The 21,459-nt window shown below is 53.6% G+C and carries 20 protein-coding genes and 5 tRNA genes; 9 read left to right on the top strand and 16 right to left on the bottom strand.

Features of this window, described 5'->3' with window-relative positions; genetic code table 11:
* Positions 1–11 precede the first annotated feature (11 nt).
* The 9 genes from proV to emrB all read left to right on the top strand — a co-directional run bounded on the left by proV (position 12) and on the right by emrB (position 9,793).
* Complete coding sequence (proV, locus tag O9K67_RS05460; protein ID WP_061493476.1) at positions 12–1,214, top strand: glycine betaine/L-proline ABC transporter ATP-binding protein ProV; 1,203 nt, start codon at positions 12–14, stop codon at positions 1,212–1,214.
* Positions 1,207–2,274, top strand: a complete 1,068-nt coding sequence (gene proW, locus O9K67_RS05455; protein ID WP_061493475.1) for a glycine betaine/L-proline ABC transporter permease ProW — start codon at positions 1,207–1,209, stop codon at positions 2,272–2,274. Before proV ends, proW begins: the two co-directional genes overlap by 8 nt.
* 63 nt (positions 2,275–2,337) lie before the next feature.
* Positions 2,338–3,339, top strand: a complete 1,002-nt coding sequence (gene proX, locus O9K67_RS05450; protein WP_061493474.1) for a glycine betaine/L-proline ABC transporter substrate-binding protein ProX — start codon at positions 2,338–2,340, stop codon at positions 3,337–3,339.
* A gap of 598 nt (positions 3,340–3,937) precedes the next feature.
* Positions 3,938–5,122, top strand: a complete 1,185-nt coding sequence (locus O9K67_RS05445) for an MFS transporter (RefSeq protein ID WP_061493473.1) — start codon at positions 3,938–3,940, stop codon at positions 5,120–5,122.
* A gap of 123 nt (positions 5,123–5,245) precedes the next feature.
* Complete coding sequence (locus tag O9K67_RS05440) at positions 5,246–5,992, top strand: AzlC family ABC transporter permease (protein WP_061493472.1); 747 nt, start codon at positions 5,246–5,248, stop codon at positions 5,990–5,992.
* Positions 5,982–6,317 carry an L-valine transporter subunit YgaH gene (gene ygaH, locus O9K67_RS05435; RefSeq protein ID WP_061493471.1) on the top strand — a complete coding sequence of 112 codons (336 nt, stop codon included), beginning with the start codon at positions 5,982–5,984 and terminating at the stop codon, positions 6,315–6,317. Before O9K67_RS05440 ends, ygaH begins: the two co-directional genes overlap by 11 nt.
* Before the next feature lie 91 nt (positions 6,318–6,408).
* Positions 6,409–6,939, top strand: a complete 531-nt coding sequence (mprA, locus tag O9K67_RS05430) for a transcriptional repressor MprA (RefSeq protein ID WP_061499792.1) — start codon at positions 6,409–6,411, stop codon at positions 6,937–6,939.
* Between the two features lie 130 nt (positions 6,940–7,069).
* Positions 7,070–8,242 carry a multidrug efflux MFS transporter periplasmic adaptor subunit EmrA gene (gene emrA / locus O9K67_RS05425; RefSeq protein WP_061493470.1) on the top strand — a complete coding sequence of 391 codons (1,173 nt, stop codon included), beginning with the start codon at positions 7,070–7,072 and terminating at the stop codon, positions 8,240–8,242.
* 15 nt (positions 8,243–8,257) lie between these two features.
* A complete protein-coding gene (gene emrB, locus O9K67_RS05420; protein WP_061493469.1) occupies positions 8,258–9,793 on the top strand; it encodes a multidrug efflux MFS transporter permease subunit EmrB in 1,536 nt (511 codons plus the stop codon).
* A 39-nt stretch (positions 9,794–9,832) separates the two neighbouring features.
* Here emrB and O9K67_RS05415 read toward each other — a convergent pair whose 3' ends face one another.
* The 16 genes from O9K67_RS05415 to pncC all read right to left on the bottom strand — a co-directional run bounded on the left by O9K67_RS05415 (position 9,833) and on the right by pncC (position 21,406).
* Entirely contained in the window at positions 9,833–10,822 is a 990-nt protein-coding gene (locus O9K67_RS05415) for an FKBP-type peptidyl-prolyl cis-trans isomerase N-terminal domain-containing protein (protein ID WP_061493468.1), read from the bottom strand.
* Positions 10,819–11,184, bottom strand: coding sequence for a hypothetical protein (locus O9K67_RS05410; protein ID WP_245191446.1), 366 nt, complete (start codon positions 11,182–11,184; stop codon positions 10,819–10,821). The genes O9K67_RS05415 and O9K67_RS05410 overlap by 4 nt, the downstream gene beginning before the upstream one ends.
* A gap of 259 nt (positions 11,185–11,443) precedes the next feature.
* Positions 11,444–11,959 (bottom strand): S-ribosylhomocysteine lyase, encoded by a 516-nt coding sequence (luxS, locus tag O9K67_RS05405; protein ID WP_061493467.1) that lies wholly within the window; start codon positions 11,957–11,959, stop codon positions 11,444–11,446.
* A 152-nt stretch (positions 11,960–12,111) separates the two neighbouring features.
* Positions 12,112–13,656 carry a glutamate--cysteine ligase gene (gene gshA / locus O9K67_RS05400; RefSeq protein WP_061493466.1) on the bottom strand — a complete coding sequence of 515 codons (1,545 nt, stop codon included), beginning with the start codon at positions 13,654–13,656 and terminating at the stop codon, positions 12,112–12,114.
* Positions 13,657–13,736: 80 nt separating this feature from the next.
* Positions 13,737–14,165 carry a YqaA family protein gene (locus O9K67_RS05395; RefSeq protein ID WP_061493465.1) on the bottom strand — a complete coding sequence of 143 codons (429 nt, stop codon included), beginning with the start codon at positions 14,163–14,165 and terminating at the stop codon, positions 13,737–13,739.
* On the bottom strand, positions 14,162–14,728 hold the full coding sequence (gene yqaB, locus O9K67_RS05390; protein WP_061493464.1) for a fructose-1-phosphate/6-phosphogluconate phosphatase: 567 nt from the start codon (positions 14,726–14,728) through the stop codon (positions 14,162–14,164). The genes O9K67_RS05395 and yqaB overlap by 4 nt, the downstream gene beginning before the upstream one ends.
* A gap of 206 nt (positions 14,729–14,934) precedes the next feature.
* Positions 14,935–15,011 (bottom strand) — tRNA-Arg (locus tag O9K67_RS05385).
* Between the two features lie 198 nt (positions 15,012–15,209).
* Positions 15,210–15,286: transfer RNA gene (locus tag O9K67_RS05380), tRNA-Arg, on the bottom strand.
* Between the two features lie 62 nt (positions 15,287–15,348).
* Positions 15,349–15,425, bottom strand: a tRNA-Arg gene (locus tag O9K67_RS05375).
* A 63-nt stretch (positions 15,426–15,488) separates the two neighbouring features.
* A tRNA-Arg gene (locus O9K67_RS05370) sits at positions 15,489–15,565 on the bottom strand.
* Between the two features lie 4 nt (positions 15,566–15,569).
* Positions 15,570–15,662 (bottom strand) — tRNA-Ser (locus O9K67_RS05365).
* Positions 15,663–15,998: 336 nt separating this feature from the next.
* Positions 15,999–16,184: a carbon storage regulator CsrA gene (csrA, locus tag O9K67_RS05360; RefSeq protein WP_007370562.1), complete on the bottom strand. Its 186-nt coding sequence runs from the start codon at positions 16,182–16,184 to the stop codon at positions 15,999–16,001.
* Between the two features lie 238 nt (positions 16,185–16,422).
* A complete protein-coding gene (gene alaS, locus O9K67_RS05355; protein WP_061493463.1) occupies positions 16,423–19,053 on the bottom strand; it encodes an alanine--tRNA ligase in 2,631 nt (876 codons plus the stop codon).
* A 131-nt stretch (positions 19,054–19,184) separates the two neighbouring features.
* Positions 19,185–19,685 (bottom strand): recombination regulator RecX, encoded by a 501-nt coding sequence (gene recX, locus O9K67_RS05350; protein ID WP_061493462.1) that lies wholly within the window; start codon positions 19,683–19,685, stop codon positions 19,185–19,187.
* Between the two features lie 68 nt (positions 19,686–19,753).
* Positions 19,754–20,818, bottom strand: coding sequence for a recombinase RecA (gene recA / locus O9K67_RS05345; RefSeq protein WP_061493461.1), 1,065 nt, complete (start codon positions 20,816–20,818; stop codon positions 19,754–19,756).
* 90 nt (positions 20,819–20,908) lie between these two features.
* Positions 20,909–21,406: a nicotinamide-nucleotide amidase gene (gene pncC, locus O9K67_RS05340; RefSeq protein ID WP_061493460.1), complete on the bottom strand. Its 498-nt coding sequence runs from the start codon at positions 21,404–21,406 to the stop codon at positions 20,909–20,911.
* Between the last annotated feature and the right edge of the window lie 53 nt (positions 21,407–21,459).

Raw genomic sequence — 21,459 nt, 5'->3', positions numbered from 1 at the left:
TCTCTTATTGCATGGCAATTAAATTAGAAGTGAAGAACCTCTACAAGATATTTGGCGAGCACCCGCAGCGGGCCTTCAAATATATTGAAAAAGGTCTTTCAAAAGAGCAAATTCTTGAAAAAACGGGTCTGTCGCTTGGCGTGAAAGACGCCAGTCTGGCCATTGAAGAAGGCGAGATATTTGTCATCATGGGGTTATCCGGATCGGGTAAATCCACTATGGTACGCCTTCTCAATCGCCTGATTGAACCCACCCGCGGGCAGGTGCTGATTGATGGCGTGGATATCGCCAAAATATCGGACGCTGAGTTGCGCGAGGTGCGCAGGAAAAAGATCGCGATGGTCTTCCAGTCATTTGCGCTAATGCCTCATATGACGGTGTTGGAAAATACCGCGTTTGGTATGGAATTAGCCGGTGCGACAGCACAAGAGCGCGAGGAAAAAGCGCGGGATGCGTTGCGTCAGGTGGGACTGGAAAATTATGCCCATGCCTGGCCGGATGAACTCTCTGGCGGTATGCGTCAACGTGTTGGTCTGGCGCGTGCATTAGCGATCAATCCCGATATTTTATTAATGGACGAAGCCTTCTCGGCGCTCGACCCATTAATTCGCACGGAAATGCAGGATGAACTGGTAAAACTGCAAGCGAAACATCAACGCACCGTGGTATTTATTTCCCATGATCTGGACGAGGCCATGCGTATTGGCGATCGCATCGCCATTATGCAAAACGGTGAAGTGGTGCAGGTCGGTACGCCGGACGAGATTTTAAATAATCCGGCCAATGATTATGTGCGTACCTTCTTCCGTGGCGTGGATATTAGCCAGGTATTTAGCGCAAAAGATATTGCGCGCCGTACGCCGGTGGGCTTAATCCGTAAAACACCAGGCTTCGGCCCGCGATCCGCACTGAAAATGTTGCAGGATGACGATCGTGAATACGGTTATGTCGTCGAACGCGGTAATCGATTTGTCGGCATTGTCTCCATCGACTCCCTGAAAGAAGCCTTAGGGCAGAATCTGGGTATCGATGCGGCGTTACTTGACTCCCCGCTTGCCGTGGAGGCCGAAACGCCGCTCAGCGAGTTGCTCTCCCATGTCGGACAAGCGCCCTGCGCTGTCCCGGTTATCGGTGAAGAACAGCAGTATGTGGGCATCATCTCAAAACGGATGCTGCTACAGGCTTTAGATCGCGAGGGGGCAAACAATGGCTGATGCAAATAACCCGTGGGATAGCGCGCCAGCGGCAGACAATGCAGCGCAATCCGCCGACGCCTGGGGCGGCGGCGCTTCGTCGGCCCCCGCCAGTGGCGGTGGTACAGACTGGCTAAACAGCGCCCCGGCACCTGCACCGGAACATTTCAACATTATGGATCCGTTCCATAAGACGCTGATCCCGCTGGACAGTTGGGTAACACAAGGGATCGACTGGGTAGTGGTGCATTTCCGGCCGCTGTTCCAGGGGATCCGCATTCCGGTGGATTACATTCTCAGCACCTTCCAACAGTTGTTGCTGGGCATGCCTGCACCAGTGGCAATCATTGTTTTCTCGTTGATCGCCTGGCAGATGAGCAGCGCGGGAATGGGCATTGCCACGCTGGTCTCCCTGATCGCCATTGGCGCGATTGGTGCCTGGTCACAGGCCATGGTCACACTGGCGCTGGTGCTGACCGCGCTGCTGTTTTGTGTGGTCATCGGTCTGCCGTTGGGGATCTGGCTGGCGCGCAGCCAGCGGGCGGCAAAAATTATCCGTCCACTGCTGGATGCCATGCAAACCACCCCGGCGTTTGTATACCTGGTGCCGATTGTGATGTTGTTCGGCATCGGTAATGTGCCGGGGGTAGTGGTAACGATTATCTTTGCCCTGCCACCGGTGGTACGACTGACGATCCTCGGCATTAACCAGGTGCCGGCCGATTTGATTGAAGCGTCGCGCTCATTTGGTGCCAGCCCGCGACAAATGTTGTTTAAAGTGCAATTACCACTGGCCATGCCCACCATTATGGCGGGAATTAACCAGACGTTGATGCTTGCCCTCTCCATGGTAGTGATCGCCTCGATGATCGCCGTTGGCGGGCTTGGCCAGATGGTACTTCGCGGTATTGGTCGTCTTGATATGGGGCTGGCTACCGTTGGCGGGGTGGGAATTGTGATCCTTGCCATTATTCTCGACCGCCTGACGCAGGCTGTCGGCCGCGATGCCCGCAGTCGGGGCAATCGTCGCTGGTATCAGACCGGCCCGCTGGGTCTGCTGACCCGGCCATTCACCCGCTAATCCCGCTGCCCGGTGCAACATGCGCCGGGCGTCCAGTATCCCACCTGAAAATAAGGAACAACGATGCGACATAGCGTACTTTTTGCCACAGCGTTCGCCACCCTTGTCTCCACCAGCACGTTCGCCGCAGAGGCTGAGCTGCCCGGCAAAGGCATCACCGTGCAACCTTTTCAAAGCACCATTTCAGAAGAAGCCTTTCAGACTCTGCTGGTAAGCCGCGGGCTGGAAAAACTCGGCTACACCGTCAATAAACCGAGTGAAGTCGATTACAACGTTGGCTATACGTCACTGGCCGCAGGCGATGTGACCTTCACCGCCGTAAACTGGCAGCCTCTGCATGACGATATGTACGCCGCTGCCGGAGGCGACAAGAAATTCTACCGTGAAGGCACTTTCGTCACCGGCGCAGCGCAAGGTTACCTGATCGATAAGAAAACGGCTGAGCAGTACCACATTAAAAGTATTGATCAGTTGAAAGATCCGAAAATCGCCAGGCTGTTCGACACCAATGGCGACGGTAAAGCGGACCTGACCGGTTGCACGCCGGGCTGGGGTTGTGAAGCGGTGATTAATCACCAGATTGATGCCTATGGTCTGAGCAACAATGTGGTGCATAACCAGGGTAACTACGCGGCAATGATGGCTGACACCATTACCCGCTATAAAGAAGGCAAACCCATTCTTTACTACACCTGGACACCGTACTGGGTGAGCGATGTGTTGAAACCGGGTAAAGATGTGGTCTGGTTGCAGGTGCCGTTCTCTTCGCTGCCGGGCGAGCAGAAAAATATCGACACCAAACTGCCGAATGGCATGAACTATGGGTTCCCGGTCAACACTATGCACATCGTGGCAAACAAAGCCTGGGCGGAGAAAAACCCGGCGGCGGCGAAACTCTTCTCGGTAATGAAATTGCCCATTGCCGACATCAATGCACAGAATGCGATGATGCATGCGGGTAAAGCGTCGGAAGCAGATATTCAGGGCCATGTTGATGGTTGGATCAAAGCCCACCAGCAGCAGTTTGATGGCTGGGTGAAAGAAGCGCTGGCCGCGCAGAAGTAAGGCATTTCCCCTCACCCTAACCCTCTCCCACTGGGAGAGGGGACGGATCGAGCCCTTATAGCTTCCAGCTCTCACCTTTGGGTAGAGGAGACGGATCGAGCCCTTATAGCTTCCAGCTCTCACCTTTGGGGAGAGGGGACGGATCGAGCCCTTATAGCTTCCAGCTCTCACCTTTGGGGAGAGGAGACAGATCGAGCCCTTATAGCTTCCAGCTCTCACCTTTGGGGAGAGGGGGCAGATCGAGTCCTTATAACTTCCTGCTCTCACCTTTGGGGAGAGAGGATAGATCGAGTCCTTACAACTTCCTGCTCTCACCTTTGGGGAGAGGGGGCAGATCGTACCCTTCCAACCTCTTGCTCTCTCCTTTGCACAGAGGGAACCGACAGCACATATTTTTATTCCCCCTCACCCCTTTGTTTTTTCCCCCTCCCCCCTGGCTGACCCGCACCTATTTTTTCTCCCTCTCCCCTGTGGGGAGAGGGTCGGGGTGAGGGGAAGGTCTTTCACCGCACTTTCCGACACGCGATCATCCTCACAAACGCCTACCCATTGGTTATGATGAATTTCTGACGAAATCACAGGCAAATTTATCACTCCTATGGTCAAACCCAATCAGGGCCTTAGCCCGTCTCTTATTGCACTGATGTCCGTTGCAACCGGCCTTGCCGTAGCCAGCAACTATTACGCACAACCCCTGCTCGATACCATCGCACACGCGTTTTCGCTCTCGCCGAATCAGGCCGGCTTTATTGTCACCGCAGCCCAGCTCGGTTATGCCGCCGGGTTACTGTTCCTGGTGCCGCTTGGTGACATGTTTGAGCGCCGTACGCTGATCGTTGTGATGACGCTGCTTGCCGCAGGTGGGATGCTTATCACCGCCAGCAGTTCCTCGCTGGCGGTGATGATCCTGGGGACCGCGCTGACGGGATTATTCTCTGTAGTGGCGCAAATTCTCGTGCCGCTGGCAGCGACGCTCGCCACCCCGGATAAACGCGGCAAAGTGGTTGGCACCATCATGAGTGGCCTGTTGCTGGGTATTCTGCTGGCGCGAACGGTTGCCGGGTTGCTTGCCAGTCTTGGCGGCTGGCGCACCGTCTACTGGGTCGCCAGCATATTAATGGTATTGATGGCACTAGCGCTGTGGCGCGGTCTGCCAAAGGTCAAACAGGACACGCATCTCAATTACCTGCAACTGCTGGCGTCAGTGTTTACACTGTTTGCTGGCGATAAACTGCTGCGCACCCGCGCTATGCTGGGTTGTCTGAGCTTTGCGAACTTCAGCATCTTGTGGACGTCGATGGCCTTTTTACTTGCCTCGCCGCCGTTTCACTTCTCAGAAGCGGTGATTGGCTTGTTTGGCCTGGTCGGCGCGGCCGGAGCATTAGGCGCACGGCAGGCAGGCGGACTGGCGGACAGAGGAAAATCGCATCTCACCACGACCGGTGGCCTGCTCCTGTTGCTGCTGTCGTGGGTGGCTATCTGGCTCGGTCACAGCTCAGTTATCGCGCTGATAGTGGGCATCATTGTGCTGGATCTCACGGTACAGGGAGTGCATATCACCAACCAGACGGTGATTTACCGCGTCAAGCCCGATGCGCGTAATCGCCTGACCGCCGGGTATATGACCAGCTACTTTATTGGCGGTGCGGCGGGTTCACTGATCTCCGCGTCCGCCTGGCAACATGCCGGGTGGAGCGGCGTTTGCGCAGCGGGCAGTCTGCTTGCGATGGTAAACCTGCTGGTGTGGTGGCGAGGATTTCATCGTCAGGAGGCTGCGATGTAAGCAACCGCCCACGTTTCGCGGTTTCGGAGAAAAACCGGGGTGTTAAGGCGCGCCTTAGTCTGTTAAGGTTAAGGGACTTGTTTATCCCGGTTATATTAACGTGGGTGATATATAACAAACACTATGGATAGCTCAGCAACACCAACAGACGTCAGTGCCGTGAGTACGGCCACGTTACAGGAAGGTATCAAAGACAGTCTTCCCATTGTATTAAGCTACGTTCCAGTTGCGTTTGCTTTTGGCATGAATGCCACCAAACTCGGTTTTACTCCCCTTGAAAGCGTCTTTTTCTCCTGCATTATTTACGCCGGCGCCAGTCAGTTTGTGATCACCACGATGCTCGCCGCGGGTAGCGCCTTATGGGTTGCCGCCCTGACCGTCATGGCGATGGACGTCCGCCATGTGCTATATGGCCCGTCACTGCGCAGCCGTATTGTGTCCCCGCTCAAAAACCCCAAAACCGCTATCTGGGCCTTTGGTCTGACGGACGAAGTTTTTGCCGCCGCCACCGCCAAACTGGTGCGCAATAACCGCCGCTGGAGCGAGGAGTGGATGATCGGCATCGCCTTCTGTTCGTGGTTTTCGTGGGTATTGGGTACCGTGCTGGGCGCGTTTTCCGGTAGTGGCTTACTGGAAGGCTATCCGGCGGTGGAGTCAGCACTGAGTTTTATGTTACCTGCATTATTTATGAGCTTTCTGCTGGCGTCGTTCCAGCGGAAACAAGCCCCCGCCGTCACAGCAGCACTGCTTGGCGCGTTGGCTGGTGTCACGCTGTTTTCGATCCCGGCGGCCATTCTGGCCGGGATTGTCGCCGGTTGTCTGACCGCGCTGGTGCAAGCGTTTTACCAGGGAACGCCCGATGAGTCCTGACGTACTGCTCCTTGGATTACTGGTCGGCGGGGTAAATTTTTTATTTCGCTACCTGCCCCTGCGCATCCGCACCGTGCAGTCTCGCCCGGCGAGACGCGGTGTGACTGCCGTGCTGCTCGACACCATCGGTATTGCGTCTATTTGCGCCTTACTGGTGGTCTCCTGCATGCCGGAAATCATGGCCGATGACCGCCGCCTGCTACCAACACTGGTGGGTTTCGCGGTGCTTGGCGTGAGCTTCTGGAAAACGCGCAGCATTATTACCCCCACGTTACTGAGCGCGCTTGCGTACGGAATCGCCTGGAAACTGCTGACAGATGTATAGATAAGGCAAATTTATTAGCACAAATAATACATTTACTTTATTTGTCACTGTCGTTACTATATCGACTGCAATTAATGAGGTTATGCCCAAAATGGATAGTTCTTTTACGCCCATTGAACAAATGCTTAAGTTTCGCGCCAGCCGCTACGAGGATTTCCCTTTTCAAGAGATTCTGTTAACGCGTCTGTGTATGCATATGCAGGGCAAGTTGCTGGAAAACCGCAACAAAATGTTGAAAGCGCAGGGCATCAACGAAACGCTGTTTATGGCATTAATTACGCTGGAATCCCAGGAAAACCATAGCATTCAGCCGTCTGAATTGAGCAGTGCGCTGGGTTCATCGCGCACCAACGCCACGCGCATCGCCGATGAGCTGGAAAAGCGTGGCTGGATTGAGCGTCGCGAAAGCGACAATGATCGCCGTTGTCTGCACCTGCAACTGACCGACAAAGGTCACGATTTTCTGCGTCAGGTGCTGCCTCCGCAGCATAATTGCCTGCATCAACTCTGGTCTTCTCTCAGCGTCGCTGAAAAAGATCAGCTTGAGCATATCACCCGTAAACTCCTGACACGTCTCGACCAGATGGAAGAAGACGACGTCATTCTCGAGGCGTTGCGCTAACGCGATAAGACGCTCGACTATCCAGGATATAAGAATACAGACAAGCTGGCTGGCAGCTTTTGCTGCTGGCCTTTTTGGCGAAAACAGGTCGGCATTGCCGATATGAAATAAGAAGATCGTGGAGAAAAGCATGAGCGCAAATGCGGAGAGCCAAACCCCGCAGCAACCGGTCAAAAAGAAAGGTAAACGTAAAGGTGCCCTTCTGCTTCTGACCTTGCTCTTTATTGTTATTGCCGTGGCATACGGGATTTATTGGTTTTTGGTACTGCGTCATTTTGAAGAGACAGATGACGCCTACGTGGCAGGGAACCAGGTACAAATCATGGCGCAGGTATCCGGCAGCGTGACGAAAGTCTGGGCCGACAATACCGACTTCGTCAAACAGGGGGATGTGCTGGTCACGCTCGATGCGACCGATGCACAGCAAGCGTTTGAAAAAGCGCAGACTGGCCTGGCCAGCAGCGTCCGTCAAACCCGCCAGTCCATCATCAACAGCAAGCAGTTGCAAGCGAGCATAGAGCTGAAAAAAACCGCTCTCGCCCAGGCACAGAGCGACTTTAACCGTCGCGTACCGCTGGGCAGCGCTAACCTGATTGGCCGCGAAGAGCTGCAACATGCCCGTGACGCGGTTGCCAGCGCGCAAGCCGAGCTGGACGTGGCAGTGCAGCAGTTTAACGCCAACCAGGCGATCATCCTCGACACCCCTCTGGAAGATCAGCCGGCAGTTAAACAGGCAGCGACCGAAGTGCGTAATAGCTGGCTGGCGCTGCAACGTACCAAAATCGTGAGCCCAATTACGGGTTACGTCTCCCGCCGCGCGGTACAACCCGGCGCACAGATCAGCCCGACAACGTCCTTAATGGCGGTGGTTCCGGCCACTAATCTGTGGGTGGACGCCAACTTTAAAGAGACCCAGCTTGCGCATATGCGCATTGGTCAGACGGCGACCGTCGTCAGCGACATTTACGGCGACGAGGTAAAATACAGCGGTAAGGTTGTCGGGCTGGATATGGGTACCGGCAGTGCCTTCTCGCTGTTGCCTGCGCAGAACGCCACCGGTAACTGGATCAAAGTGGTGCAGCGTTTGCCGGTACGTATTGAGCTGGATGCGAAGCAACTTGCCGATCATCCGCTGCGTATTGGTCTCTCCACGCTGGTGAAAGTGGACACCTCAGAACGTGAAGGTCAGGTGCTGGCAAGCCAGGTTCGCACCAGCCCGGCGTATGAAAGTAACGCCAGGGAAATCAGCCTCGAACCGGTCAATACATTGATCGATAACATCGTGAAAGCCAACGCCGGTTAATCTGAGGTGAGTGCAATGCAACAGAAACCGCTGGAAGGCGCGCAACTGGTCATTATGACCATTGCGTTGTCGCTCGCGACCTTCATGCAGGTGCTGGATTCCACCATCGCTAACGTTGCTATTCCGACTATCGCCGGGAACCTTGGCTCATCACTGAGCCAGGGGACCTGGGTTATCACCTCGTTTGGGGTGGCGAACGCCATCTCGATCCCGATCACCGGCTGGCTGGCAAAGCGCGTCGGGGAAGTGAAACTGTTCCTCTGGTCTACAGTAGCCTTCGCCATCGCCTCCTGGGCATGCGGCATGTCGAACAGCCTGAGTATGCTGATCTTCTTCCGCGTGATTCAGGGGATTGTCGCCGGGCCGCTGATCCCGCTGTCGCAGAGCCTGTTGCTGAGTAACTATCCACCGGCGAAACGTTCGATTGCGCTGGCGCTGTGGTCAATGACGGTGATTGTCGCGCCTATCTGCGGGCCGATTCTCGGCGGTTATATCAGTGATAATTACCATTGGGGTTGGATCTTCTTTATCAACGTGCCGATAGGTATTGCGGTGGTGCTGATGACCCTGCAAAGCCTGCGCGGTCGGGAAACCCGTACGGAACAGCGCCGGATCGATGGCGTCGGTCTGGCATTGCTGGTGATTGGTATCGGTAGTTTGCAGGTGATGCTCGATCAGGGTAAAGAGCTGGACTGGTTCAACTCCACAGAGATTATCGTCCTGACGATTGTCGCCGTCATTTCGATAAGTTTCCTTGTGGTTTGGGAACTGACCGACGAAAACCCGATAGTCGACCTGTCGTTATTCAAGTCGCGCAACTTTACCATCGGCTGTCTGTGCATCAGCCTTGCTTACATGCTCTATTTCGGCGCGATTGTCCTGCTGCCGCAATTGTTGCAGGAGGTCTATGGCTACACCGCTACGTGGGCAGGCCTGGCGTCTGCGCCAGTTGGGGTGATCCCGGTACTGCTGTCGCCGATCATCGGGCGTTTTGCCCATAAGCTGGATATGCGCCGTCTGGTCACGTTCAGTTTTATTATGTACGCAGTGTGCTTCTACTGGCGTGCATATACGTTTGAACCGGGGATGGATTTTGGCGCATCTGCCTGGCCGCAGTTTATCCAGGGCTTTGCGGTGGCGTGCTTCTTTATGCCACTGACGACCATCACGCTGTCTGGTTTGCCACCGGAGCGCCTGGCGGCAGCATCAAGTCTGTCGAACTTTGCGCGTACACTGGCAGGCTCCATCGGGACGTCGATTACCACAACCTTGTGGACCAACCGTGAGTCGATGCACCACGCGCAGCTTACGGAGTCGGTGAATCCGTATAACCCGAACGCGCAGGAGATTTATAATCAACTGCAAGGTATGGGTATGTCGCAACAGCAGGCATCCGGCTGGATTGCGCAGCAGATCACGAACCAGGGGCTGATTATCTCCGCCAACGAGATTTTCTGGTTCTCTGCCGGAGTGTTCCTGATCCTGCTCGGCCTGGTCTGGTTTGCGAAACCCCCGTTTGGCGCGGGCGGCGGCGGTGGCGGCGCGCACTGATGCTCAAAAACAATCGCCTCCTTTAGGGAGGCGATTTTGTTATGGCTCAATGGCAAGCACATCCAGCGTGATCACCGAAACCACGCCCGGGGGCACCACACCAGGGATCCCCTCTTCGCCGTAGGCCAGTTCACCGGGCACATGCATGGTTACCCGCCCGCCAACGGCCAGCTTCTTCACGCCGGTACGCATAACGACCGGAAGCTCACTGACAGGACCATGACTCACCTCGCCACGGCTGAGGATCTGCCCGGTGCTGATCTTTTCATCCACTTTAAAACGAATGGTATCGCTGTCCTTCACCATTGCGCCCTGGCCTTTGTTCTCAACCAGATAGACAGCGCCATTACTCTCCCGCACAGCGCCTTTCTGCCTGGCGGCACTGGCAAGGAGTTGTTCGCCCTGTTTTTTATTGCGCGTCATTTCGCGTTGTCTGGCATCGTTTATCTGTTTATTCAGCGTCGCGAGAGTACGGTCAATATCGCTATCGCGCATCTGTAAATGATTTTCGAACCTGTCCTTTACGCCTTGCAGAAACGCCTGCGCTACGAATGCTTTACCAACATCCTTCAGCGCACGACTTTCCAACTGCGCTTTCGCGGCGAACCAGACGCCCCAGGCATAGTTTACTCTCGCCAGTTCACCCTTATTGGCCTCCAGTGAGAAAACGGGCGCTGTTGCACTCTGCTTTGCCTGTAATGCCATGATCTGTTGTTCAGCGCGGGCTTTCGCCGCTTCAGATTGTTGCAGCTTTGCTTCCAGAGTCGCAATACGGGCCAATTGATCGGTCACTTTCTTCCGAGCGTTATTGTCGTCATCGGGTTGAACTCGCTCAGCCGATGTGGGAGGTGTTTGCTGAGAAGGAGCAGCAACCGGCGTCTGCTCACGGGCGGGAAAGAGAGAGACCGGTTCATCGCGAATAATACCGTCTTCCATGAGTCGATCGAGCAATGCCGTGGGCGCAGCATATCCCCGCGAAAAGGAAATAACAGACAGAAGCCCCATCGTTAAAAGTAATTGTTTTTTCATAATTGATTCAGTTCATTGGCACGACGGGACATATCTGTAAATACCGCACTGCGGACACGCGAACAAACAACATTAATTTTATTATCGATTTCCAGTTTCATAATCTCAGCAGAGTTCTTATCAATATTTTTTTCGTTTCTCTTATAAACCTCGTAACTTTTATTAATAGTACTGAATTGCTGCTGGTAGATCTGAAACGTGGCATTGTCGAGACCTTTTAACGCCGTTAATAAATCATAGCACTTCTGTGCCTGCTGCTTCTGCGGCGCATCCTGCACCACAGCGGGCGGTTTTGACTTCACGCAGGCGGTTAAAGATAAACACATTGATAAGCACAAGACCAAAGAAAGAGATATACGCATACTATCCTCATACCCTGAGAGAATTATTTCCATAAAATATATTTAACAGAAAAATATATTACGCAGACAGCCACCGGACAAAACGGCGAAAGCAAACTATCACGACAAATTTCAAATAACAACTGAAGGCAAAGGGAGATTTAGCGAGGCATTATCCGGTTAAATATATAAAACAAAAACGATAAATATTATAAATAACAGGAAGCAGAAGAAGGGGAAAAATAGAGCCGCCTTCTCGTTACGGGAAGGCGGCACAGCACTAAATATGCAATTCCTGCAGTTTCTCTTTCGGCAGGGCCAGCTCTTCGTTGCTGTTAACACGAACATCGCGATCGAGGATATGACGCGCAATTTCCTGTGCTTCCTCCAGCGAGTGCATCAGGTAGGTGCCGCACTGGTAAACGTTCAGTTCCGGGATCTGATTCTGATCTTTAACCTTGAGTACATCCGCCATCGCCGCTTTCCATGCCTCGGCAACACGCTGTTCTTCCGGTGTGCCGATCAGACTCATATAGAAGCCTGTCCGGCAGCCCATCGGGGAGATATCAATGATCTCAACGCCATTGCCGTTGAGATGGTTACGCATAAAACCGGCAAACAGATGCTCAAGAGTATGAATGCCTTTTTCCGGCATAACTTCTTTATTGGGCACGCAGAAACGCAGGTCGAATACGGTGATGGTGTCGCCATGCGGCGTGTCCATGGTCTTAGCAACACGGACAGCAGGGGCTTCCATACGGGTATGATCGACAGTGAAGCTATCCAACAATGGCATTTAGTCACCTCCGATAGTGATTTTTTAAAAATAAAATGAACTCTTTTTTCCCATGCGAGTCTGAGTATATGAAAGACGCGCATTTGTTATCATCATCCCTGACTTTCAGAGATGAAATTTTGGCCACAGCGATGTGGCCTTTTTCTTTTCTGTCAGGCGTGCCGCGCTAAAAGCGCATCAAAAGACTCGGTATCACCGGCTTCCACTTCCTGCTGACGCACCAGCGACGCTTTGCATTCGGCGATAAAATCTTCTTCTCGCAGCACTTCCAGCGGCTCTTCACGCAACTGAGAACGATACTGATCGCCCAGCGCTTTACCTGTTCCGCCGATCCCATTATCAATCATAGAGCGCAAAATGCGCGCTGAGAACGTTAATTCCGGATCGTCAAAGCTGGCAACCAACTGGTCACATACATTTTCGTACGCTTTGCCACCGTACACGCCATCCAGTGTCTGCGCCACACGTTTCAGATCGAGGAATAGATCTTTGCCGACCTGGGCAAGCGGGAACTGCGCAGTTTCACAGCCCATACCCAGCGTAAGGCCCGGTTTGCGTCCTTCAAGGATCACGCGGTTCCAGTTTTTACGCGTACAGAGCAGTTCGTCGCTGCTCATTTCCGGCGCATCAGCCAGCGCGCACCAGACCATAAACAGATCGAGGAAGCGTACCTGTTGCTCATCGACGCCAATCGCCGTGAACGGGTTAATGTCCAACGAACGGACCTCAATGTACTCAATCCCCCCACGCAGCAGGGCATCAGACGGCGTTTCGCCGCTGCGGGTCACGCGTTTCGGACGAATGGGTGCATACAGCTCATTTTCAATCTGCAGGATATTGGTATTGATTTGCAGGTATTTACCCTCTTTCTTCAAACCAATTTTGGCGTACTCTTCAGAAGGCGTTTTAATCGCGCGTTTCAGCGCCACCACATAATCGTGCAGATTATTGAAGGTGATGCCGAGGTTACTTTGCGACTTGTTGGTGTACCCCAAATCGCTCAAACGCAGAGAGGTTGCGTAAGGCAGATAGTACATGCCATTCGGCATTTTCTCGAACGGCAGCGAGGTCGGTTTCCCTTGCAGGAAGGACGAGCAAATCGCCGGAGAAGCGCCAAAGAGATACGGGATCACCCAACCAAAGCGGTAATAGTTACGGATCAGGCGGAAATAACCGTCCGATACCGTTTCTTTATCAGTGCCGCCGCCTTTTGCTTCCCAGAATGCCATCGGCAATGAGAAGTTGTAATGCACGCCAGATATGGTTTGCATCAGCGCGCCATAACGGTTTTTCAGCCCTTCGCGATAGAGGGTTTTCAGGCGGCCGATATTTGAAGTGCCGTACTGGGCCAGCTCAATATCCTGACCGTCCTTGATATAGCACGGCATACTCAGCGGCCACATACGCTCGTCGCCAATCTGGCGGGCGGTGTAGCGATGAATATCGCGCATAATCGTTAGCATATGATCGATATCGCCATCCACCGGAGTAATAAACTCCAGCAATGCTTCGGCAAAATCGGTGGTGATCCATTTATGGGTTAATGCAGAGCCAAGCGTTGCCGCATGGCGGGTCGTCGCCAGAGAACCGTCCGCATTAACGCGTAACGTTTCACGCTCAAGGCCGCGTTGCATGCCTTTAAGCGCCTGAGGATGTTTTTCCAGCCAGGACAACGCCTGAGATACGTCCGGGATCAAATTGACCTCCCGCCTGTCATAATCATTTTATTAAGCATAATTGTAATGGTTGACGATTAAAGGTCACTCACTCAATCCAATTAGTGCCACCACGTCATACCCTGCAGCGTTACGCTGGCAATAGCCACATAGCGCAACGCTTTCCCAAGGCACAGAAAAATCAATACTGGCCCCCACGAGAGGCGCATCCATCCCGCCAGCAGGCACAGTAAGTCGCCTATTACAGGCGCCCAGCTCAACAGCAATGCAGCCGCGCCATAGCGTTTGAGCCAGCCAGTCGCTTTTTCCTGCCAGCGTGAGGTTTTACGCTGCGGAAAGAAACGCCCAAGAATAACGTTAGTCAGCCCTCCAAGGCTATTACCCATTGTTGCTATTACAACAAGAAGCCAGGGCTGACTGACGTGAGAGAGCAGCATGGTCACCAACACCACCTCCGAATTACCCGGCAGAAGCGTGGCGCTGAGAAAGCTGCTGGCAAACAACGAAAAAAGCGACAGCGCGTCACTCACAGTAAGCGAACATCCACGACGTCCATTCCGGCCGCTCGCGCCGCCTGAATGCCAAAATCCGCATCTTCAAACACCACACACTGCGTTGCTTCCACACCCATTCGCTCAGCGCAGAGCAGAAACGTATCCGGTGCCGGCTTGTGGTGCTGAACGTGATCGGCGGCAATGACCGCATGGAAATAATGCCGCAGACCAAGATGCGCCAGTAAGGCTTCTGCGATAGCGCTTTCGCTGCCCGTGCCAACAGACAGGGGGCGACGCCCATGCCACTCCTTTACCACCTCAATCAGCGGTAAAGGGCGTACAGAATCCAGCAGCATTGCTTTTACCGCTGCCGTTTTTTCTTGTGCAAGAAGATAAGGATCAAGATCGCCCTGATTGGCTTCAATAATCGATTGTGCGATACGCCAGGTTGGCGCTCCGTTCAACCCGATCATGGCCTGCTCGTCAAAGCGCATCCCGTAACGCGCCAGCACTTCACGCCAGGCTTTACGATGAGTGGGTTCAGTATCCAGGATGGTGCCATCCATATCAAAAATCAGCCCTGCATAACGGTCGTACATCGTGTTCTCACAAACTGGATAACAGGTGATTACTTTAGCGTAAACAGGGATTTTTGTCGCTGCCAGTGCATAACAGGCAAATTGAACAGAAATGAAACGGGGTACGGGGTATCGATATCAGAGAAGGTAGTTTTTGAGAGGGAATGGTGCTTGCGGTCATTACCGCTCTCCCAGAAAGAACAGACGCACTGTTATTTCACAGAAGATGGTGCATCCGGGAGGATTCGAACCTCCGACCGCTCGGTTCGTAGCCGAGTACTCTATCCAGCTGAGCTACGGATGCATCGGAAAAAACTTTATTTACAACGCAGATTCAGTGCCGCGTTACCTCGCCACACTGAACAAGATGGTGCATCCGGGAGGATGACTCGTCTTTCGACTCGCCCTGCGGGCCGTTGCTAAAGCAACGTTATCCTTCCTGGTGCTTGCTGCCAGTACCGCTCTCCCTGAGAAAACAGACATGCTGTTATTTCAAAGAAGATGGTGCATCCGGGAGGATTCGAACCTCCGACCGCTCGGTTCGTAGCCGAGTACTCTATCCAGCTGAGCTACGGATGCATCGGAAAACTTTATTTGCAACGCAGATTCAGTGCTTACGACTTCATTGCACTGATGCAAGATGGTGCATCCGGGAGGATTCGAACCTCCGACCGCTCGGTTCGTAGCCGAGTACTCTATCCAGCTGAGCTACGGATGCATCGGGAAAACTTGCTTTACAACGCTGATTCAGTGCCGCGTTACCTCGCTACACTGAACAAGATGGTGCATCCGGGAGGATTCGAACCTCCGACCGCTCGGTTCGTAGCCGAGTACTCTATCCAGCTGAGCTACGGATGCAAAATGGCGGTGAGGCGGGGATTCGAACCCCGGATGCAGCTTTTGACCGCATACTCCCTTAGCAGGGGAGCGCCTTCAGCCTCTCGGCCACCTCACCACACGCCTCTTTCGAGTGCTTCGAAGAACTTGTTGAGAGCTCATCGTCGCTGCGTGGCGCACATATTACTTTCTGGGACTTATAAGTCAAACACTTTTTCCTGCCCCTGAATCGTTTGCACACTTCGCAGACAATTAGCCTGTAAAAAGCCCAAAAAGGATGTTTTATCAGCAGAATTTCCACCGTACCGCTGAGAAAAAACGACAATGGAGCAGACGTAAAAAACGGCAGATAACGGCAAAATCGGACGAGTGAAATAAAAAGATAACGAAACAGAGGGAGAATCAGGAGGAGGTGTTGCGTCTCGCCGGGAAACAGCGAGACGCGATAATTGCATCAGTAATTTGACTGCTGTGATTTTTCAGCCTGGATACGCTGGTAGATCTCTTCACGGTGAACGGAAACTTCTTTAGGAGCGTTAACGCCAATGCGCACCTGGTTTCCTTTAACTCCTAATACAGTCACAGTGACCTCATCCCCAATCATGAGGGTTTCACCAACTCGACGAGTCAGAATCAGCATTCTTTGCTCCTTGAAAGATTAAAAGAGTCGGGTCTCTCTGTATCCCGGCATTATCCATCATATAACGCCAAAAAGTAAGCGATGACAAACACCTAAGTGTAAGCAGTCACGGCATTACATTCTGTTAAACCTAAGTTTAGCCGATATACAAGACTTCAACCTGACTTTCTTGTTATCAATAGCGTAGTGGCAATAACGCCATAACGGCAAGGTTATGGCGTCTGCTTTCGCTTTGTAATTATGACAGTTTAGCGCTTACCCACTCTTTAACGCTGGAGAGCGCTGCTGGAAGCGCGGCCGCATCGGTACCGCCGGCTTGCGCCATATCCGGACGTCCGCCGCCTTTACCCCCGACCTGCTGGGCAACCATGCCAATCAATTCCCCTGCTTTCACACGATCGGTCACATCCTTCGACACGCCCGCTATCAGAGAAACTTTTCCTTCGGTCACGGTGGCAAGAACAATGACTGAAGCACCCAACTGATTCTTCAGATCATCCACCATGGTACGCAGCATCTTCGGCTCGACGTCTGCCAGTTCGCTGACCAGGAGTTTCACGCCGTTGAGATCGATAGCTTTACCAGACAGATTTGCGCTTTCCTGCGCGGCCGCCTGCTCCTTAAGCTGCTGCAATTCTTTTTCCAACTGACGAGTACGCTCAATGACGGTGCGGACTTTATCGCCGAGGTTCTGGCTATCGCCTTTCAGCAACTGTGCAATGTCGTGCAGTTGATCGCTCTGCGAATGCAGGCTGGCAATAGCGCCTTCGCCGGTCACCGCTTCAATACGACGCACACCTGCCGCCGTACCGGATTCAGACACAATGCGGAACAGACCAATGTCACCAGTGCGGGAAGCATGCGTACCGCCACACAGTTCGGTGGAGAAATCGCCCATGCTCAGTACACGCACGCGCTCATCATACTTCTCGCCAAACAGTGCCATTGCACCGTTCGCTTTCGCGGCTTCCAGATCCATGATGTTAGTTTCGATCGGCAGGTTGCGGCGAATTTGCGCATTGACCAGATCTTCCACCGCGCGGATTTCCGCCGGTTTCATGGCTTCGAAATGGGAGAAGTCGAAGCGCAACGCTTTGTCATTCACCAGCGAGCCTTTCTGCGCCACATGCGTACCCAATACTTCGCGCAACGCAGCGTGCATAAGGTGTGTAGCGGAGTGGTTCAGGCGAATGCGCGCACGACGAGCTTCGTCCACTTCTGCTTTCACGCCGTCGCCCACTTTCAGTGAACCGGTAGTCAGCTTACCGAGATGACCAATTGCCTGACCATATTTCTGCGTATCCTGTACGGAGAAAGCAAAACCGTTGCCTTTCAGCTCGCCTTTATCCCCCACCTGACCGCCAGATTCCGCATAGAATGGCGTTTCGTTGAGAACAACGACAGCCTCCTGACCTGCGGCAATCGCGTTAACCGGTTTACCATCAACAAACAGCGCCGTGACTTTGCCGTTCAGTTCCAGATGGTCATAGCCTTTAAATTCAGAGCTGCCATCGACGCGGATCATCGCATTGTAGTCTGCGCCAAAACCGCTGGACTCGCGCGCGCGGCGGCGCTGCTCTTCCATTGCGGCTTCAAAGCCAGCTTCATCGACTTTGATATTGCGCTCACGGCATACGTCCGCCGTCAGATCGACCGGGAAGCCGTAGGTGTCGTACAGACGGAAGGCCGTTTCGCCGTCCAGCGTATCGCCTTTCAGTTTCGCCAGCTCTTCATCGAGCAGTGCCAAACCGCGTTCCAGCGTACGGGCAAACTGCTCTTCTTCAGTTTTCAGCACCTGCTCGACCTGCGCCTGCTGACGCTGCAAATCTTCACCGGCGGAACCCATCACAGCGATCAGTGGGCCAACCAATTTATAGAAGAAGGTGTCTTTCGCGCCCAGCATATTGCCATGGCGGATTGCGCGACGAATGATACGACGCAGCACATAGCCACGGTTTTCGTTCGATGGGATCACGCCGTCTGCAATCAGGAATGCGCAAGAACGGATATGGTCAGCGATAACGCGCAGCGACTTGTTGCTCAAATCCGTCGCGCCAGTCACCTTCGCCACCGCCTGAATCAACTTCACGAACAGGTCGATTTCATAGTTCGAGTTCACATGCTGCAATACCGCCGCAACACGTTCCAGACCCATACCGGTATCCACTGACGGTTTTGGCAGCGGCTCCATGGTGCCATCGGCCTGGCGGTTAAACTGCATAAAGACGATGTTCCAGATTTCGATATAGCGATCGCCATCTTCTTCCGGGCTACCCGGAGGGCCACCCCAAATATGATCGCCATGATCGTAGAAAATCTCGGTGCACGGACCACACGGACCGGTATCGCCCATTTGCCAGAAGTTGTCAGAGGCATACGGCGCGCCTTTATTATCACCGATGCGAATAATACGCTCGCGCGGGATACCCACTTCTTTTTCCCAGATTTCGTAGGCTTCATCGTCTGTTTCGTACACCGTCACCCACAGACGTTCTTTCGGCAGGTTGAACCAGTTTTCACCGGTCAGCAGCTCCCATGCGTACTGGATAGCATCATGTTTGAAATAGTCGCCGAAGCTGAAGTTGCCCAGCATTTCGAAGAAGGTGTGATGCCGCGCGGTGTAACCGACGTTTTCCAGATCATTGTGTTTACCGCCTGCACGAACGCAGCGCTGTGCAGTGGTAGCGCGGGAATAATTACGTTTGTCGAGCCCAAGGAATACGTCCTTGAACTGGTTCATCCCGGCGTTGGTAAACAGCAAAGTCGGGTCGTTATTCGGCACCAGGGAGCTGCTGGCAACTACCTGATGTCCCTTGCTATGGAAAAAATCGAGAAACGCCTGACGGATCTCAGCGGTGCTCTTGCTCATAATTATCCTGAAATCAAGCTAACGAAATGTGGTAACTGGTCGCCGCTATTTGCATAGCCCACGCACCAGCTACTGGAAAAAGTGGGAATAAGATAAGTTTTCTTTACTGCGAAGTAAAATCCCGTATGCGCTCAGTCGGCAAAATTTCGCCAGATTTCCTGAATATCTTCCTGCAGAAAGCCGCGATAGAGTAAAAAACGCTGCACTTTCACTTTGGCCACAAACTCGGTTGGCAATGGTTCACCATATTTACGTAGCGCCTGCTCACGAGCGCTCGCTACCCAGTCAATATCGCATTCATACATTGCATTTTCACTCATCTGCCGGGCGATACCTTTCTGATTTAACTCCTGGCGAATGCGGGCCGGGCCATAACCTTTGCGGGCACGGCTGGCAATGAACTGGCGTACAAAGCGCATATCATCGAGAAAGTGATGCTCCAGGCACCATGCCACCACCTGGTCGACCTCTTCCGGCGTGATATCCAGTGTTTCCGGGCCATTTTTGCTCATTACCGGCGCCGTTAGCTTGCGACGAAACTCCTGTTCACTGTGGTCGCGCATCGCCAGAATACGCATCGCGCGATCGCGCAGGCGTGCAATTGAAGAGCGGCGGGAACTGTTCTCTGACATGACGAAATCCTGTGGTCATAGAAAAGCAAAAGGGCTGCATCAGCAGCCCTTGATTGCGGTTCAGATTATCAGAAATCTTCGTTGGTTTCTTCAACGCCTTCACCGCTGTCATCCACCGAAAATTCCGCAGAGGAGCTCTGATTACTGAGCAGAATCTCACGCAGTTTTTTCTCGATTTCTTTCGCTGCCGCCGGGTTCTCTTTCAGCCAGGTCGTTGCATTCGCTTTGCCCTGACCGATTTTGTCACCGTTGTAGCTGTACCAGGCACCCGCTTTCTCAATCAGTTTCTCTTTTACGCCGAGATCAACCAGTTCGCCGTAGAAGTTAATGCCTTCACCGTAGAGGATCTGGAATTCAGCCTGTTTAAACGGCGCTGCGATTTTGTTTTTCACCACTTTTACGCGGGTTTCGCTACCGATAACGTTGTCGCCCTCTTTCACCGCACCGATACGGCGGATATCCAGGCGCACGGAGGCGTAGAATTTCAGCGCGTTACCACCGGTGGTGGTTTCCGGGTTACCGAACATCACACCAATTTTCATACGGATCTGGTTGATAAAGATCAGCAGCGTGTTGGACTGTTTCAGGTTACCCGCCAGCTTACGCATCGCCTGGCTCATCATACGCGCCGCGAGGCCCATGTGAGAGTCGCCGATTTCGCCTTCGATTTCCGCTTTCGGCGTCAGCGCCGCAACGGAGTCAACCACCAGCACGTCAACCGCACCGGAACGCGCCAGCGCGTCACAGATTTCCAAAGCCTGCTCACCGGTATCCGGCTGAGAACACAGCAGGTTGTCGATATCAACGCCCAGTTTGCGGGCATACACCGGATCCAGCGCATGTTCGGCGTCGATAAACGCACAGGTTTTACCTTCGCGCTGCGCGGCGGCAATCACCTGCAGCGTCAGGGTGGTTTTACCGGAAGATTCTGGCCCGTAAATTTCGACGATACGCCCCATCGGCAAACCGCCAGCACCCAGTGCGATATCAAGAGAGAGCGAGCCGGTAGAGATGGTTTCCACATCCATGGAACGGTCTTCACCCAGACGCATGATGGAGCCTTTACCGAATTGCTTTTCGATCTGACCCAGTGCGGCTGCAAGCGCCTTTTGTTTGTTTTCGTCGATAGCCATGATTACTCCTGTCATGCAGAGTGAAGCGCGTTACGCCCCGCCGTGAATTACTGTTTTGTTGTGGCAATTATACTGTATAGTCATACAGTATCAAGTGTTTTGTAGAAAATGTTGCCACAGGGTTTGCAACGCATAAGCCGTCGCCTGCCGGCGCACTGCTTCACGATCCCCCTGGAAACATTCGCGTCGGGTGATCCCTTCTCCGCGCGCGCTGGCGAAACCAAACCAGACGGTGCCAACCGGTTTCGACTCGCTGCCGCCGTCCGGCCCGGCAATACCGCTGACCGACACCGCGAAATCGGCTCGCGCGGCTTTCAACGCACCAATCGCCATTTCCACCACCACCGGCTCGCTGACCGCGCCGTGCGCTTCCAGCGTGGCGTCCTGTACGCCGATCATTTGCGATTTCGCTTCATTACTGTAGGTGACAAAGCCGCGCTCAAACCAGGCGGAGCTGCCGGCAATATCGGTGATCGCTTTCGCGATCCACCCGCCCGTGCAGGATTCAGCGGTCGTAAGCGTAGCGCCGCGCGCCTGCAGCGCCCGCCCGACACGTTCGCTCAGTTGCATTAATTCACTGTCCGTCATGATGGCTCCCGTGCGTCAAAAAATCGTGGCGGAAAAGATACCACTTTCAGCAC

Source organism: Kosakonia oryzendophytica, assembly GCF_027886705.1.
Lineage (GTDB): Bacteria > Pseudomonadota > Gammaproteobacteria > Enterobacterales > Enterobacteriaceae > Kosakonia > Kosakonia oryzendophytica.
Note: the sequence above shows the minus strand (reverse complement) of the source record. Positions and strands in the feature narration are given on the sequence as shown.

Excerpts from the sequence above, each read along its gene's own strand:
- proV (WP_061493476.1), top strand. The coding sequence starts at position 12 with ATGGCAATTAAATTAGAAGTGAAGAACCTCTACAAGATATTTGGCGAG.
- proW (WP_061493475.1), top strand. The coding sequence starts at position 1,207 with ATGGCTGATGCAAATAACCCGTGGGATAGCGCGCCAGCGGCAGACAAT.
- proX (WP_061493474.1), top strand. The coding sequence starts at position 2,338 with ATGCGACATAGCGTACTTTTTGCCACAGCGTTCGCCACCCTTGTCTCC.
- O9K67_RS05445 (WP_061493473.1), top strand. The coding sequence starts at position 3,938 with ATGGTCAAACCCAATCAGGGCCTTAGCCCGTCTCTTATTGCACTGATG.
- O9K67_RS05440 (WP_061493472.1), top strand. The coding sequence starts at position 5,246 with ATGGATAGCTCAGCAACACCAACAGACGTCAGTGCCGTGAGTACGGCC.
- ygaH (WP_061493471.1), top strand. The coding sequence starts at position 5,982 with ATGAGTCCTGACGTACTGCTCCTTGGATTACTGGTCGGCGGGGTAAAT.
- mprA (WP_061499792.1), top strand. The coding sequence starts at position 6,409 with ATGGATAGTTCTTTTACGCCCATTGAACAAATGCTTAAGTTTCGCGCC.
- emrA (WP_061493470.1), top strand. The coding sequence starts at position 7,070 with ATGAGCGCAAATGCGGAGAGCCAAACCCCGCAGCAACCGGTCAAAAAG.
- emrB (WP_061493469.1), top strand. The coding sequence starts at position 8,258 with ATGCAACAGAAACCGCTGGAAGGCGCGCAACTGGTCATTATGACCATT.
- O9K67_RS05415 (WP_061493468.1), bottom strand. The coding sequence starts at position 10,822 with ATGAAAAAACAATTACTTTTAACGATGGGGCTTCTGTCTGTTATTTCC.
- O9K67_RS05410 (WP_245191446.1), bottom strand. The coding sequence starts at position 11,184 with ATGCGTATATCTCTTTCTTTGGTCTTGTGCTTATCAATGTGTTTATCT.
- luxS (WP_061493467.1), bottom strand. The coding sequence starts at position 11,959 with ATGCCATTGTTGGATAGCTTCACTGTCGATCATACCCGTATGGAAGCC.
- yqaB (WP_061493464.1), bottom strand. The coding sequence starts at position 14,728 with ATGTACGACCGTTATGCAGGGCTGATTTTTGATATGGATGGCACCATC.
- csrA (WP_007370562.1), bottom strand. The coding sequence starts at position 16,184 with ATGCTGATTCTGACTCGTCGAGTTGGTGAAACCCTCATGATTGGGGAT.
- alaS (WP_061493463.1), bottom strand. The coding sequence starts at position 19,053 with ATGAGCAAGAGCACCGCTGAGATCCGTCAGGCGTTTCTCGATTTTTTC.
- recX (WP_061493462.1), bottom strand. The coding sequence starts at position 19,685 with ATGTCAGAGAACAGTTCCCGCCGCTCTTCAATTGCACGCCTGCGCGAT.
- recA (WP_061493461.1), bottom strand. The coding sequence starts at position 20,818 with ATGGCTATCGACGAAAACAAACAAAAGGCGCTTGCAGCCGCACTGGGT.
- pncC (WP_061493460.1), bottom strand. The coding sequence starts at position 21,406 with ATGACGGACAGTGAATTAATGCAACTGAGCGAACGTGTCGGGCGGGCG.